Below are 15610 nucleotides of genomic sequence, written 5' to 3'. Positions count from 1 at the left end.
CAAGGAGCTGCCCATGGCCACCCCAAGCAAAGCATTGAACATTGCCCACGACCCGCTGGTGGAAGCCGACAAGGCCCACTACATGCACGGCTACCACGTGTTCGACGAGCACCGCGAACAAGGCGCGCTGAACATCGTTGCTGGCGAGGGCGCCTACATCCGCGACGCCCACGGCAACCGCTTCCTTGATGCCGTGGGCGGCATGTGGTGCACCAACATCGGCCTGGGTCGCGAGGAAATGGCCCTGGCCATCGCCGACCAGGTGCGTCAGCTGGCCTATGCCAACCCGTTCTCGGACATGGCCAACGACGTCGCCATCGAGCTGTGCCAGAAACTTGCCCAGCTGGCCCCCGGTGACCTTGACCATGTGTTCCTCACCACCGGCGGCTCGACCGCGGTCGACACCGCCTACCGGCTGATCCAGTACTACCAGAACTGCCGCGGCAAACCGCACAAAAAGCACATCATCGCCCGCTACAACGCCTACCACGGCTCCACCACCCTGACCATGTCGATCGGCAACAAGGCCGCCGACCGGGTGGCGGAATTCGACTATCATCACGACCTGATCCACCACGTCTCCAACCCCAACCCGTACCGCGCCCCGCACGACATGGACGAGGCCGAGTTTCTCGACTTTCTGGTGGCCGAGTTCGAGGACAAGATCCTGTCGCTGGGCGCCGATAACGTGGCAGCGTTCTTCGCCGAACCGATCATGGGCTCGGGCGGGGTGATCATTCCGCCCCAGGGCTACTTCCTGCGCATGTGGCAGCTGTGCCAGACCTACGACATCCTGTTTGTCGCCGACGAGGTGGTGACCTCGTTCGGGCGCCTGGGCACGTTTTTCGCCAGCGAGGAACTGTTCGGCGTCACCCCCGACATCATCACCACCGCCAAGGGCCTGACCTCCGCTTACCTGCCGCTGGGCGCGTGCATTTTCTCTGCGCGGATCTGGCAGGTGATCGCCGAACCGGGCAAGGGTCGCTGCTTCACCCATGGTTTCACCTACAGTGGCCACCCGGTGTGCTGCACGGCGGCGCTGAAAAACATCGAGATCATCGAGCGCGAGCAATTGCTCGATCACGTCAAGGATGTTGGCGGATACCTCGAACAACGCCTGCAGAGCCTGCGCGAGCTGCCGCTGGTGGGCGATGTGCGCTGCATGAAGCTGATGGCCTGCGTCGAATTCGTCGCCGACAAGGCCAGCAAGGCGCTGTTCGCCGATGATGTGAACATCGGCGAACGCATTCACAGCAAGGCCCAGGCCAGAGGACTGCTGGTGCGCCCGATCATGCACCTGAACGTGATGTCGCCGCCGTTGATCATCACCCATGCGCAGGTGGACGAGATCGTCGACACCCTGCGCCAGTGCATCATCGAAACCGCGCGCGAACTCACCGCGCTTGGCCTGTACAAGGGCCGATGAACCTGGCGCACAGGGCTGTGCGCGGGCGTGCCTGGCAGGCTAGACTGCCGGGCATGACCCAGGCCACCCCCGACACCCCGCTTACCCTCACCCTGGGCGCGCTGCAGCAATGGCATGCGGCATTGCAGCGCGCGCTGGCACACAGCGAAACGCCCGATGCGCTGGCGCATGTGGCTGCGGCCATCGGCCAGCTGGTGCAGGTCGAGTCGATGATGATCAGCCTGGAATGCCAGGGGCGGGCGCCGCAGTTGCTGTACCAGCAAGGCATCCCCGAACTGCACCGCGCCGCCGTGCTGGAGCGCTACTTCAGCGCCGGTTACCTGCTCGACCCGTTCTGCCTGGCGGTGCAAAGCGGCCTGGCCGAGGGTTTCTACCACCTGCAGGAAATCGCCCCCGACAACTTTTTCGACAGCGACTACTACAAGGCCTATTACCTGGGCACCGGCTGCAGCGAAGACAGTTACTACATTGTCGACGTCAGTGCCGGGCGCAAATTATCGCTGAGCCTGTTCCAGGGGTGCAGCGGCACACCCCTCGGTGCAGCGCAGATCGACCTGCTGCGAGCGGTTGAGCCGATGGTACGCGAGCTGCTGGGGCGCTATGCCCGGCATAACCTGGCAGCCGGCAACCCATCGGTCGAGCGCGGCACCCTGCAGGCCGCGTTCGACAGCTTCGGCTGCCAGGTGCTGACCGACCGCGAGCGCGAGGTGGCGCACATGATCTTGCGCGGGCACTCGGTGAAGTCCACGGCGCTGCAACTGGGTATCTCGCCGGAGACGGTGCGCATGCACCGCAAGAACCTGTACCTGAAGCTGGAGATCAACTCGCAGTCGGAGTTGTTTGCGCGGTTTATCGACTGGTTGCGCGGCGATCACCTCGCAACCTAGAGGCTGATACGTTCATTTCAGGTACAACTCAGGCCCTGTAGGAGCGCGTTCACCCGTGAGCAGACCGTTACGGGCGGCACAGCATGCGCGGGCAAACCCGCGCCTGCATCGAGTGCGTGGAGCAGACCTCAAGCCACATCCACCAGCACTATCTCGCTATCCTCGATGGCGGTTACCCGCAGTACCTGCTCCTGCTCGATCGCCACACCATCGCGTGCCTTGGCCCGCAGCCCGTTTATTTCCACCAGCCCCTTGGCTGGCACCAGGTAACCCCGGCGTGCAGCATCGAAGCGATACTCGGCGGTTTCACCGGCACGCAAGGTGGCGGCCACCAGGCGCGCATCGGTGCGAATCTGCAGGCTGTCCTCGTCACCGGCACGGCCGCTGGCCAGGGTGACGAAGCCTTCGCCTCGCTCGCCTTTGGGGAACGGCCGGCTACCCCAGATCGGTGCATCACCGGTGCGCTCCGGCACGATCCAGATCTGGAAAATGCGGGTGTCGATGTCTTCCAGGTTGTACTCGCTGTGCACGATGCCGCTACCGGCGCTCATTACCTGCACGTCACCGGCTTCGGTACGGCCTTTGTTGCCCAGGCTGTCCTGGTGAGTGATCGCGCCTTCACGCACATAGGTGATGATTTCCATGTCGCGGTGCGGGTGCGGCGGGAAACCGCTGCCGGCGGCAATCAGGTCGTCGTTCCACACCCGCAGGTTGCCCCAGTGCATGCGCGCCGGGTCGTAGTACTCGGCAAACGAGAAATGGTGGTGGGCATCGAGCCAGCCGTGGTTGGCGTGGCCGAGGCTTTCGAACGGTCGCAGTTGCAGCATGGTCGTGCTCCTTGAATCAGTGGAATGACGCCATGATGCGTGAAATAAACATCGAAAATAAGCGTAAATATCGGCTGAAAATGATCAGATCTATCGATTGTTTTTGCCGCGCGTTTTATCCGCTTCATCGCCTAATCCACTGATCTGCAAGCATTCGCTGGCGATTTTTGACCGATGCGGCGAACATGCCCGCTGATTTTGTTTTTTCAACGGAGTGACCGTGGCCCACGAGCAACCCCTGGCTCCCGCCGACCTTGCCCCTCCCGCCCAATTGCCCTGGCTTCGCCGCCTGGCCGCGCGCTTGTTGGGACGTGGACTGACCCGCCTGCAGGCGCAGCACCGCGACTCCTGGTTCCTGGGCCATGCCACCGGTCAGCGCAGTGGCCACGCCGATGGCGTGCACGAAGGCTTCGAGCGCGGGCGCCTGGAGGGTTATGAAGCCGGGCGCCAGGTGCTGGTGATCCGCGATACCCGCCCCGATGTCGCCGCGGTACCCGGCCAGGACGACAACCTCTTCGACGACTGGCGCCTGCCGTTGACTGCCGAACTGAAGAAGCGCTTCAAGGCTGATGTCGCCCAGCGCCTGCCGGCCGAGGCGCAACCCAGTGCGGCGCAATGGAAGCTGATTTTCAGCGACACGCCGTCCACCTGCGTGGTGGCCGGCGCCGGGGCCGGCAAGTCGACTTCGCTGGTATTGCGCATCCTGCTGTTACGCCATTACCTGGGCTACGAGCTGGATGCGATGACCGTGGTCACCTTCACCCGCGAGTCGCGCAAGGACTTCATCAAGCGCCTGTTGCAGGTGTTCGCCCTGTGGCAGATCAACGTACAGCCGGTACAGGCCCGCGAGCTGGTGCGCACCTTCCATTCGCGCATCCTGCCGCTGGTGCGCAGCCTGCCTGGCTTTGGCCAGGTGCGGGCGTTCGAGACGCTGGGCAACGAGATGCCTGCCGGACGCGAAGCCGAGGCCGACAGCAACCCGTTCGACCTGCGCCTGAACGATGCCCAGCGCCAGCAGCTCAACCAGTGCTACAGCAGCCTGCTGGGCGAAAGCCCGCGCTTCGCCGAGCTGGTCGGCCTGTTGCGCGGCGAGGCATTGCAGCTCAAGCCGCTGGACCCCAACAACCCCGACGTGCAGAAGCGCGCGCAGGTGACCCAGTTGGCTGCCCAGCGCGACGAAGAACTGTGCGACGTCATCGAAGACCTGTGGTTTGCCGCTGGCGCCTGGCCGATCAAGGGCATCGAGCCCAGCCGCGAAACGGTCGAGATCCGTGGCAGCCGCTTCCATGTGCATGGCCGGCTGGCCGGGGACGGGCCCCTGGTGGTGCTGGGCTTCGACCCGGCGCAGAGCGCGCAGTACCAGCGCCCTGGCGCCAAGCTTGCGGTGCGCGCCGAATGGGCCGTCAAGCGCACCTTGCTGCAGGCGTTCTGCGACCGGCCGCTGATCTGGCTCGACAACTACGCCATGGCCCGGCGCCTGGCAGCTTCCCTGGCTGGCGATGCCGTGGCAGGCCCTGGCTTCGAGTACAAGGTCAAGGGCGAGCTGGCCCCTGCGCCACTGCTCGATGCATTTGTCGGCGCGGCCAACTTCATCGAAAACCTCGGCCTGGACGTGAACACAGCCGTGGCGGCAATGAGCTTTCCGTCCGGCGACAGCGATGCGCTGTTCTTCGAAGCCCTGGCCTTGTACTGGAAAGCGCTGGAAGGGCACCTGCTGGACCAGTCGCCGCCGGTGATGAGCTACAACCGCATGTTCGCCCTGTTCGGCGAGAACAACCCGGAAAACCTGCACCTGCTTCCCGACCCGTTGCTGCGCCCGCTCGCGCACCTGATGATCGACGAGTTTCAGGACGTCTCGCCGCAGATCGTCAGCTGGCTGCGCGCCAGCCTCGCCGAAATCCGTCGGCGTGGCCCGGCGATGCACACCGGTCGACATGCCCAGCATTCGTCGCTGCTGTGCGTGGGCGACGACTGGCAGTCGATCTATGGCTGGCGCGGCAGTTCGCCCAAGTACTTCATGGAGTTCACCAAGGCGTTCCCGTCACCGGCCAACACGCGGGTGATGATGGTCGAGAACTACCGTTGCCAGCAGCAAGTGATTGATGCGGCCGAGCACCTGGTCAAGGGCACGCCGGCGATCACCGGCAAGAAAGCCCGGGCCAGTGGCCCGGCGGCAGAACTGCCAGGCTCGCCGGTGAAGGTGTTCGACCGTGACGAGGCCGCCCTGGGTGAAACACTGCTGGAGCATTACCAGCGTGGCGAGACAGTGATGATGCTGTACCGCAAGGGCAGCGACAGGGCGCTGATGAACGATCACCTGCAAGGAGTGTTGAATGCCGAGGCGGCATTGCCGGTCGAACAGCGCCGACTGCGTCAACTGACTTACCACAGCGCCAAGGGGTTGCAGGCCGATGCGGTGTTCATGCTGGGCGACTGCCAGTACCTGACCAGCTCGCCCTACAAGAACCAGGTGTACCGCCAGGCCGGGCTGGGCAAGCCTGGAGATGCGCAGCCGTTCGACACGGCGCAGAAGGACGAGGTGCAGCGCCTGGCCTATGTGGCGGTGACGCGGGCGGTCAGGCAGTGCTACTGGCACGTCGAGGCTGGCAACGGCGAGGCGGCCGCCGCACCTCGTGCGTCGAGCCAGGTGGATGGCCGGCAGGCCTTCTTCGAAGACTTGCGCGGCCAGTGAGGCTCAGTCCCGGTCGTTAGGGTCCTGCTGGGCCGTCAGGCGCTGGTACAGAGCGTCTTCCTCCGCCTGGCGGCCGTCGACCAGCTTGTCGAGCGCAGCCTTGTATCGACGGCTGTCAAGGTCCACGCGTGGCAGGCTGCCGGTTTCGTCCGGCATGGCCTCGGGGAGCACGCTGTTGAGCACCGCGAGTACCGGCTCATCCAACGTCGTTACCGCTTCGCTTTCAGGATCGAGGCAGTACTGCAGATAGTCCATGCCCCGGTACCACGGCTCATCCAGCGAGGCGAAGCGTTGGCTGAAGCGCTGCCTGATGAAGCGTCGCCAGCCTGGCTGCGCGCCTATCCAGGTTCGGCGTGCGGCTGCGTCGTCGTCCAGCGCTTCCACTGCCGCTTCGACATTGTCGACTGTGGCGTCGGAGATTTGTGCGTGCGTGAAGTACAGCATGTCCTGGCTGGGCTCTGGAAACTCGAGGCGTTGCGCGAGTGCCTGGCGCAACGCCAGGCGGATCTCGATGTCGTCCAGGCCGCCCTGCTGCAGTTGATCATGGGTGAAGTCGTCCAGCGGGTCCGGAATGAACTCGGGACGAACTGCTGGCCTTGTTGCCACAGGTGCGCTTTCCCACTGGGAAATTGCGTTGGCCTGCTCCAGGCGCGCAAGGTAGATACGTGCTGCCAGGGCATTGACTTGATCGCGACGGAATAGCTGGCGATAGAACTGGAACAGGCGTGGCCCCTGGATCTCTGTTTGCTGAATTTCCTCGTGGACCAGCACCTCGACCTGCAAGGCGCTGAACCCGTCAGCGCCGGCGTCGCCACAGGTGGCAGGAAAGTCCCCGGCACGCTCGTTCAAGCGTTCGAGTAGCGCGTGATCCTCGCCGGCCGCTTGCAGCAGCTGCCATACCTGAGCTGTCAGCACTTGCGGGTTGTGCTGGGCTTGGGCAGAGATCCCGACACGTGCGATCACCTCACGTAGCGACGGGTTGGCACCGTTTTCGAACAGGCCATCCCACAATGCCTGTTGCGCCGCGGATGCACCGGCAAGCCAGTTCACAGCATCGTCGGGCGCAGCGAAAGCACTGTGCTCCAGCACCGCTACACCGCTGGTTTGCAACGGGTGCGCTGTTTCAGGTACCAGGTCGTTGAAGTGGAAACCCCATTCGTGATCCAGGTGGGTCAGCAGGTTTTGGGTGTAGGCGCTGTCGAGGATCTGGGGCAGCTCAGGCAGGTCATGGATATTGTTGTTGCTGAGTTCAAGGGCGCGCAAGGCGTAGTCGTCACGGTTCATGAGTGCAGTGAGGTCAGCGGGCCAGGCACTCAGGTTGCACTCGGTCAGCGTGAGGGTGCGCAGACGATGCAGGTTGCTCAGCCGCGGGGGAATCGTGAGCGGGTTGTAGGAAAGGTCCAGCCCGAGCAGATGCTGCATCTGGTCGAAACGGGCCGACATTGTAGCGTCCAATGTAATGTTGTTGTCGCTGAGGTTCAGTTCTTGAAGGGGCAGGCGCGTCAATACCTGCAAGTCGGCGTCGGTGATCGCCAGTTGGGTGCCCCTGAAGGAAAGTGAGCTCAGCAGCGTCAGCCTGCCCAGTGCCTGATGTGCGGTCGCGCCCAGTTCGCCCAGCGGGCTGCCGGTCACCAGCAGCCGCCGTAACCGTGGCGCGCCCAGCAACGCGGTGAACACTGCATCGCCCGGCAGGTTGGGGTTGCCTGCCACATGCAGGCTTTCCAATCGTGGAAATGCCGCGAAAAAGCCGGAGGGGAGTGAACGTAACCCAAGGTCCTCGATAACCAGGGTGTGGATGTGGTCGAACGTTGCCACCGGCTGGGGCAGGTCTTGCAGTGCAAGGCCGCCCAGTATCAGCATGTTGCCGCCTTCGCGCCGGGATGCATGGCGCATGACCGTGCCGAAGGCTTCGCGGTTCTCACGCTCCACGCCGTGGGCTGCTGCAGCCCACTCCTGAAGGTTCTGCTCCTGGCTTTGCCGTTGGCGTTGCAGCTGGCCAAGTTGTTCGCTGACATTGCCACGCTGGCGTAACTCGCCGAGCAACGCGCGGCGCTGTTCGCCGGTCAGCGCGGGATAGAATTCTTGCAGGCGGCGCTCTTCGCTGCTCCTGCCGCCACGTCTGATCCATTCGCGCCAGTTGCCCCGCCCGCTAAGGGGATACCCCAAGCGGCCATCGGCAAGGCGCAAGGGCGAACGATAGCCCGGGCGTACCGGTTGCTGGCCAATCAGTCGCCCGGCATGGGAACGGTCGGCGAGTGCAGCTTCCAGCAATGACATTGGGCTGGCGCCAGGGTTCTCTGCCTGCAGCGCTGCAGTCAAGCGCTCGCTGTCGGCATTGGCCAGGCCTTCGCGGTACATGCCCAGCATGGCGCGGTCCAGGCGCAGGTGGGCCTGGTGCCTGCGTGCTTCTTCGGCGATACGTAACGGCACGCGGCCACCCAGCATACGCGTCCGTTCTGCTGCGCTTGCCCGGCTGACGATAGCGTTCAACATCTGGTTCGGCAGGCTGGAAAACTGACGGTGCAATGCCTGTGCAGCTTCCTGCAGCGCGGGCTGCCTGCTTTGATACAGTGCCTGGAACAAAGCACCACGCCTTGCCTCGAGGTGTTCGGCGAGTTGCGCATCAAGGGCACCGGCGCGGGAGAATGGCAGATAGTTGCCGCGCAGTAGCGTGCCGGCGGCCTGATCGTCCATCTGTTGCAGCACGGTCTGGCTCAGCCTGCCGAGCTCGAGGTCGCTTCGGGTCACCTCTATCACCACGGTCGAGGCCTGACTGGCTTTGCCGTAGGTTACCGATTTACCCCAGGGTTCCGGCCCATCGAACACTTTCAGCACATGGTCGGCGGGCCATCCCTGGAGTTCGACCAGGCTGTTCAGCGCATACTGTTTGTTTGTTGGCACTGATAATCCGTGGCGTATGCGGGTGATCAGATTACCCGCCTCCTGGTCGATGACTAGCCGCTCGATGGCGTCGACCAACAGCGGTGGCACGCCGTCTTCATTGATATGGGCATGACGCAGCTGCGCTTCATCGAAACCAGTGCAACGTAGCGCCTTATCCAGTTCGAGGTCACTCAGGGCTTCTGCGTTGGGGCCGATACGCCGAAGCAGCTCCGCCCGATCCCAATCCAGAGGGTGCTCACCGATAGTGCGCCAGGCACCCTGAGCCACATGCCGCACGGTTGGGCGATAGGCCTCGAGGTCTGTCGGGTGGCTGATTCGCCATTGCCCTGAAGCGTCCTGTACCTGCTCGAACAATTTGCCATTCAGACGGATGAAGTGACGCTGCTGGTGAACGTACTGGCCCTGCTCATTGGCCTCCAATGTGTCAGGCAGTTGTACGTCGCTGGCATAGGCATCCAGGGCTGGCTGCCACAAGCGTTCACTGCCTTCATGTTCGATGCGCACCAGCGAGTCGACGAAACGGGACTGTGCAAGCAGTCCAGCGCCTGCACCGGTGGCCGCTATGAGTGCGAGGTTCAGCAGCACCGACTCGAGCTGCGCCGCGGCCTGCACCTTGTCATCGGCCTCCCATGCCTCGATACCTGCAAACACGCTGTGCATCAGCTGCGCGGCGCCAACGGCCAGCATCACGGTATTGAGCCCTGGTATGAACAGTGCCGCCACATTGGCCAGATCCAGCCCTGCCGACAGCCAATGCTCGAACTGTTCCAGGCGGGCGTTGGCATCCACCAGGGCAGTGGGTACCACGAGCGTTGCGGCGTCGGCTTTGAGCCTGTTTGCATGAGTGAGGTACAAATAGGCCCAGGGCGCAGGTGGCAGTTCGGTGGCCTTGTACAGCACGCGCGCAGACGGTTTGGGAAGCGTGGCTGGCAGGTTGGGGGGAAGCAGCTCATCGAAAAGGCTTTCGTGCAGGCGCTTGGCCAGTTGCCCTTGCAGCGACTGAGGTGCGAAACGGATGATCGTCTGCAGTAGCCGCCGATCCTGCATTCGCCGTGTCAGCGCCTTGGCGGCCTCCCCGGTGGAAGGGTACTCGGCGACGGGGCTGTCGTGCGCGCCGGGGATGTAGACGATGCGCGAGGACTCGGTGCTGCCGATCACCAGCACCTCGTGCAAAGGCACCTGGAACAGGTCCAGCCGCCAGCATCTCACTGGTACTTGACCCTCGGCAATTATGGTATCGGCCACGCACAGGCGGTTCACTGCCTGCAGACCATCGCTGCTCAGCTTGCCACGCAATACCGCGATTTGTGCCTGAACCATCAGTTCGTCACGGCTTGCCTGAATGTGCTGTTGCTCGATTTCGGCCTTCTGGCTGCCGTCATGGATAGAGGCCAGATGGTCCTGGTATCGCTTGCCCAAGTCCAGCTCACGGCATGCTTGAATGAAGGTGGCGGGTGTCCAGCCTGTCAGCGGATTGGTGCTGGTTTTACTGTGAAGGAGCAGGCTGTAGGGGCCCGCTTCATCATCAGCGGTGAAGTTGTGCATGGCCGCTTCCAGCAACGACACCTTGCGAGGCTTGCCATCGGGGTCGTACGCGTAGCGTGTCTGCTCGGCTGGTGCGGCAAACCCGGGCTCGCTCTCTGTAGGGAGGAACGGCCTGCGTTTGAACGGCTGGAAGAAATACACGGCCTTATCGACCGGTACTGCGATGCCCAGCCGTTGTTCCAGCAATGGCTTGCAGAAGTCAGGGATGCTTTTCAGCGCCTTGAGCGTCTTGTGCAAGCTTTTGCGGCTGTTGTCACGTTGTGCGATAGCGCTGCGCAGCGCCTGACGTTGGGCTTCTGTTGCGGTCTCATACCAGGGGTAAGGTTCGCCGTTGGCTTGTTGGTAATCCGCGCGAAGGGTGTTCAGCATTGCGCTGACCTGCGGGCTTGGCGTGTGCCGCGACCAGTAAGGCAATGTGCGTTCGATCTGGCGCAGGTGGTAGGGCGTTGCGGCTGTCATGGTGTGGCTCCTGTCAGGGTGAGGGGCCATTGCATGCCAGGCAAGGCGTGAAGCGGCGGTAGTTAGTTAGCCCACGATGTGTCGGTCTCGCCTATGCCAGCGTCGGGCAGGCATCAACGCCGCCGCAGACATCGCGCGAAGGTTGGTTGTCACCGTCTGCCAGGTCTTAGACAGGAAGCCAGCCATGCGCTCATCATCGACACCCAGGGACCACTTGCTGGACAACAACGGCATTGAAATCGCCGTGCGCTGTTGGGGCCCGGAGGACGGCATACCGGTCCTGGCCCTGCATGGCTGGCTGGACAATGCCGCCTCGTTCGACCGGCTGGCACCGCTGCTGGAACACTGTTTCGTGGTCGCCCCGGACCTGGTCGGCCACGGTCGTTCGGACCACCGCCGCCACGACAGTGGCTACTACCTGTGGGAGCATGCCGAAGACATGCTGGCGGTGACCGACAGCCTGGGGCTGCGGCAATTTCATGTGCTGGCCCACGGCATGGGCACCGGGGTGGCGTCGCTGCTGGCGGCGATGACCAGCGGCATCGCCAGCATGACCTTCCTGGATGGCATGGGCGCGCCGTTCACGGTGGCCGAGGATGATCGTGTGCAGCACATTGCCCGCGCCTACCGGCTCAAACGGATGGTGCAGCGCAGCCAGCTGGAGGGCTTTGCCGAGCCGGGCAGCGGCCGCTTCGACGACCTCGACACGGCCCTGGCGCAGCGTCGTGAGCGCCTGGACACCGAGCTGTCGGAAGGCGCCGCGCGCCTGCTGGCCCGGCGCGACCTGCTGCAGCTGGGCGATGGTTATTGCTGGCGGCATGACCCGCGCCTGGTACTGCCCGAGCCCATGCCGCTGACCGAGCGCGAAGCCTGTGACCTGCTTGGCCAGATCAGCTGCCCGCTGTACTTGCTGTTCGGCCGCCAGGGGGCCTTTACCGGCGAGGCCTTTACCCGGCGCCAGGCGGCCTTGCCCGGCCAGGCGAAGATATCCTGGCACCCGGGCGGGCACCACTTTCACCTCGATGCACCGGACCGGGCGCTGGTCGATCAACTGCTGCGTATCCTGACCCGCCACGAAGGGGGAGTGCTGCAACGGTTGGTCAACGAGTAGCTGTTTGTGGTCACGCTGCGTGGACCTGGGCTATGGTGGCGGATGCATGATTACAACCGCCACAAGGAGCCCGGCATGCGACCGTTCGCCGTCAAGCACATCGATCACCTCGTGTTGCGGGTCAGTGACCTGCAACGCAGCGTTGCCTTCTACACCGAGCTGCTCGGCTGCACGGTCAGCCGCGTGCGCGACGACCTGGGCATGGTCCACCTGGCCACGGGCACCGCGATGATCGACCTGGTGACCCTGGACGGCCCGCTGGGCCAGCCTGGCGGTGCGGCACCTGGGGCCGAGGGGCGCAACCTGCATCATTTCTGCCTGCGCATCGAGCCGTTCGATGAGCCGGCGTTGACGGCATACCTGGAGGCAGCGGGGGTGAAGGTGGAGCCTGCCGAGCAGCGCTACGGCGCCGAAGGCGAGGGGTTGTCGCTGTACTGCTACGACCCGGATGGCAATCAGGTCGAGCTGAAGGGGCCCATACCCGCCGCCAAGGCAACATGAGCAACCTGCACCGCGCCGAGCACTGGGTCGATACCGCCGAGGGCAAGCTGTTCGCCCGGGAATGGCTGCCGCCGCAGGCACCGGTGGTGCCCATTGTCCTGTTGCATGACTCGCTCGGTTGCGTGGCGCTGTGGCGCGATTTTCCAGCCCAGCTGGCACATGCCACCGGGCGCCGGGTGATCGCCTACGACCGCCTGGGCTTTGGCCGCTCCGACACTCACCCGGGCAGGCTGCGGCTGGGCTTTATCGAGGACGAGGCCCAGCAGGGGTTCGCGGCGCTGCGCGAATATTTGGCCATTGGCGACTTCATTGCCTTTGGCCACAGCGTGGGGGGTGGTATGGCGGTTGCCTGCGCGGCGGCGTTTACCGGCCAGTGCGTGGGGCTGATCACCGAGTCGGCGCAGGCTTTTGTCGAAGCACGCACCCTTGCAGGCATACGTGCAGCCGCCTTGCAGTTTGCCCAGCCCGGGCAGATGCAACGGCTTGAGCGCTACCACGGCGGCAAGGCCGAGTGGGTGTTGCGCGCCTGGGTGGACAACTGGCTGGGCGAGGATTTTGCCGGGTGGAGCCTGAATGCCGTGTTGCCGCAGGTGCGCTGCCCGTTGTTGAGCCTGCATGGCGATAACGACGAGTTTGGCTCGCAGGCGCATCCCGAGCGCTTGCTGGCATTGACTGGCGGGCCGGGAGTGATGCGGCGGCTGCCCGGGTGCGGGCATGTGCCGCACCGCGAGCAAGCCGAGACGGTGCTGGCCCAGGTCGTGCAGTTTTTGCGCTGATTGCGTCTGTACGAGCGGCGGCATGGCTATCGCTCATGGCCAGTGGATATCCCGCCAAAGCCGATTATGCTTCAGTTACCTTGCCGCGATCCGAGGCGGCCCGCCTCGTCGTGCTTCGCGCAACCAAAGCAAGCCCTGGGGCCTGGGTGCGACGGTGAAATGGGTATGAGGTACTCCGGCCTGCATGATGACACGACGGAGGCAACCCATGGCGGTTCTCGACAGCGCATCCACGGGCAGTAGCGCGCCCCAACGCGGTATCACCAAGGAGGAGCGCAAGGTCATCTTCGCCTCGTCCCTGGGCACGGTGTTCGAGTGGTACGACTTCTATCTGTACGGCTCACTGGCCGCCATCATCGCCAAGCACTTCTTCGCCGGCGTCAATGAAACCACCTCGTTCATCTTCGCCTTGCTGGCGTTTGCTGCCGGCTTTGCCGTGCGACCGTTCGGGGCCATCGTGTTCGGGCGGCTGGGCGACATGGTCGGGCGCAAGCACACCTTCCTCATCACCATCATCATCATGGGCTTGTCCACCGCGCTGGTGGGCCTGCTGCCCAGCTACGCCTCGATCGGGGTGGCGGCGCCGATCATCCTGATCAGCCTGCGCCTGCTGCAGGGCCTGGCCCTGGGTGGCGAGTATGGCGGCGCCGCCACCTATGTCGCCGAACACGCGCCCAAGGGCCGGCGCGGCTTTTTCACGGCCTGGATCCAGACCACTGCGACCTTGGGGCTGTTCCTTTCACTGCTGGTGATCATGGCCTGCCGCACGGCCATGGGCACCGAAGTGTTCGAGGACTGGGGCTGGCGGGTGCCGTTCCTGCTGTCGATCCTGCTGCTGGCGATTTCGGTGTATATCCGCATGCAGCTCAACGAGTCGCCGGTGTTCCTGAAGATGAAGGCCGAGGGTAACGCGTGCAAAGCGCCGCTGACGGAGTCGTTCGCCCGCTGGGACAACCTCAAGGTGGTGATCATGTCGCTGCTTGGCGGCACTGCTGGCCAGGCCGTGGTGTGGTACACCGGCCAGTTCTACGCGTTGTTCTTCCTGTTGCAGACGCTCAAGATCGAACCGCAGACGGCCAACCTGCTGATTGCCGGTTCGCTGCTGATCGGCACGCCGTTCTTTATCTTCTTCGGCAGCTTGTCCGACCGGATTGGCCGCAAGAAGATCATCATGGCCGGCTGCATCATCGCCGCGCTGACCTACTTCCCGATCTTCAAGGCGCTGACCGAGTATGGCAACCCGGACGTGTTCGTCGCCCAGGAGCAGAACCCGGTGGTGGTAGTGGCTGATCCGGGCCAGTGCGCGTTCCAGTTCGACCCGGTGGGCAAGGCCAAATTCACCAGCTCGTGCGACATCGCCAAGAGCCTGCTGGCCAAGCGTGCCATTCCCTACACCAACCAGGCAGCCGAGCCGGGCAGTGTGACCCAGATTCGCATTGGCGAGCGGGTACTGCAGAGTTTTGATGGCCGCAGCCTGGCGGCGGCGGACTTCAAGGCGCAGAACGACGCCTTTACCGCGACCCTGGGCGGCGCTTTGAGAGAAGCAGGCTACCCGGAAAAAGCCGACCCGGCGAAGATCCATTACCCGATGGTGCTGTTGCTGCTGACCATCCTGGTGATCTACGTGACCATGGTCTACGGGCCGATAGCCGCGTGGTTGGTGGAGCTGTTCCCGGCGCGCATCCGCTATACCTCGATGTCACTGCCTTATCACATCGGCAACGGCTGGTTCGGCGGCTTCCTGCCGACCGTGGCGTTTGCCATGGTGGCAGCCACCGGGGATATCTATTACGGCTTGTGGTACCCGATCGTGATCGCGGTGATGACGGCGGTGCTGGGCATCTTGTTCCTGCCGGAAACCAAGGACCGGGATATTACTTGAGGTGGATACAGGTGGTATCGGTCGCCTACACAGGGAACGCATCAGGGCTGAGAGGTGCTTGCCACAAGATATGCAGCGCCTGTGAGATCGAGCGCCGCCCGCGCGGCGCTCCATCTCACAGGCGCTGAAAATACCGTGGCAAGCACCTGTTAGCCCTGACGCAGCTAGCCAAAGACCACAGGATCTCCTACCCGATGCAGAAGCGGACTTGCCCGCGAAACGGCCACTACAGGCATCCGTCAATCAAAATACCCACGCAGCCCGAACGCATACCCGGTATCCACCCCCGCAGCTTCACCCCGGTTCCAGCGCTTGTTCAACACGAATTCGAACGCCGGCTCGTACACCCCGTCCCGCACCAGCGCACCGGCCAGCACCTCTACGTCATACCAGCCATTGTCCAGCTCGATCATCGGCCGCCCCGGCACCTGATAGCGCGCCAGCAGGTCACCCAAGGTCTTCGGCGTGAAGTGCTGCAGGATGCGCCAGGTGTACAGCATCAGCGCTCCGTGCTCGACCCGCAGCACATAGCCATTGCGCCGGTGCTTTAGCCGGCTGCCAGCTTCACGCAAGGCCGGCGTATGGCCATCGAGGGTGAAC

9 protein-coding genes and 1 pseudogene are annotated in these 15610 nt (G+C 63.8%); 7 read left to right on the top strand and 3 right to left on the bottom strand.

Annotation, left to right across the window (positions count from 1 at the left end; genetic code table 11):
• Positions 1-13: 13 nt before the first annotated feature.
• Both HP546_RS01120 and HP546_RS01115 read left to right on the top strand, forming a co-directional pair.
• A complete protein-coding gene (locus HP546_RS01120) occupies positions 14-1426 on the top strand; it encodes an aminotransferase (protein ID WP_172218820.1) in 1413 nt (470 codons plus the stop codon).
• Between the two features lie 53 nt (positions 1427-1479).
• Positions 1480-2313 (top strand): helix-turn-helix transcriptional regulator, encoded by an 834-nt coding sequence (locus HP546_RS01115; RefSeq protein WP_256678408.1) that lies wholly within the window; start codon positions 1480-1482, stop codon positions 2311-2313.
• Positions 2314-2441: 128 nt separating this feature from the next.
• Here the strand turns inward: HP546_RS01115 and HP546_RS01110 are convergent, their stop codons facing one another.
• Positions 2442-3140, bottom strand: coding sequence for a pirin family protein (locus HP546_RS01110; protein ID WP_172218815.1), 699 nt, complete (start codon positions 3138-3140; stop codon positions 2442-2444).
• 220 nt (positions 3141-3360) lie between these two features.
• Between HP546_RS01110 and HP546_RS01105 the strand changes: the two genes are divergently transcribed.
• On the top strand, positions 3361-5832 hold the full coding sequence (locus HP546_RS01105; protein WP_172218813.1) for a UvrD-helicase domain-containing protein: 2472 nt from the start codon (positions 3361-3363) through the stop codon (positions 5830-5832).
• Between the two features lie 3 nt (positions 5833-5835).
• Here the strand turns inward: HP546_RS01105 and HP546_RS01100 are convergent, their stop codons facing one another.
• Positions 5836-10740 (bottom strand): NEL-type E3 ubiquitin ligase domain-containing protein, encoded by a 4905-nt coding sequence (locus tag HP546_RS01100; RefSeq protein ID WP_172218811.1) that lies wholly within the window; start codon positions 10738-10740, stop codon positions 5836-5838.
• A gap of 184 nt (positions 10741-10924) precedes the next feature.
• On the opposite strand from HP546_RS01100, the gene HP546_RS01095 reads away from it, so the two are divergent.
• The 4 genes from HP546_RS01095 (at position 10925) to HP546_RS01080 (ending at position 15010) form a co-directional block, all read left to right on the top strand.
• Positions 10925-11851 (top strand): alpha/beta fold hydrolase, encoded by a 927-nt coding sequence (locus HP546_RS01095; RefSeq protein ID WP_172218810.1) that lies wholly within the window; start codon positions 10925-10927, stop codon positions 11849-11851.
• Between the two features lie 75 nt (positions 11852-11926).
• Positions 11927-12352 carry a VOC family protein gene (locus HP546_RS01090; protein ID WP_172218809.1) on the top strand — a complete coding sequence of 142 codons (426 nt, stop codon included), beginning with the start codon at positions 11927-11929 and terminating at the stop codon, positions 12350-12352.
• On the top strand, positions 12349-13128 hold the full coding sequence (locus tag HP546_RS01085; RefSeq protein WP_172218808.1) for an alpha/beta fold hydrolase: 780 nt from the start codon (positions 12349-12351) through the stop codon (positions 13126-13128). Before HP546_RS01090 ends, HP546_RS01085 begins: the two co-directional genes overlap by 4 nt.
• A gap of 208 nt (positions 13129-13336) precedes the next feature.
• Entirely contained in the window at positions 13337-15010 is a 1674-nt protein-coding gene (locus HP546_RS01080; protein WP_172218807.1) for an MFS transporter, read from the top strand.
• A gap of 239 nt (positions 15011-15249) precedes the next feature.
• Here the strand turns inward: HP546_RS01080 and HP546_RS01075 are convergent.
• Positions 15250-15610: pseudogene (locus HP546_RS01075) on the bottom strand (hypothetical protein); the annotation flags it as partial.

The organism is Pseudomonas sp. CM25, assembly GCF_013179705.1.
In the GTDB taxonomy this organism is placed as follows: Bacteria; Pseudomonadota; Gammaproteobacteria; order Pseudomonadales; family Pseudomonadaceae; genus Aquipseudomonas.
This window is presented reverse-complemented; position numbering and strand designations above follow the sequence as displayed.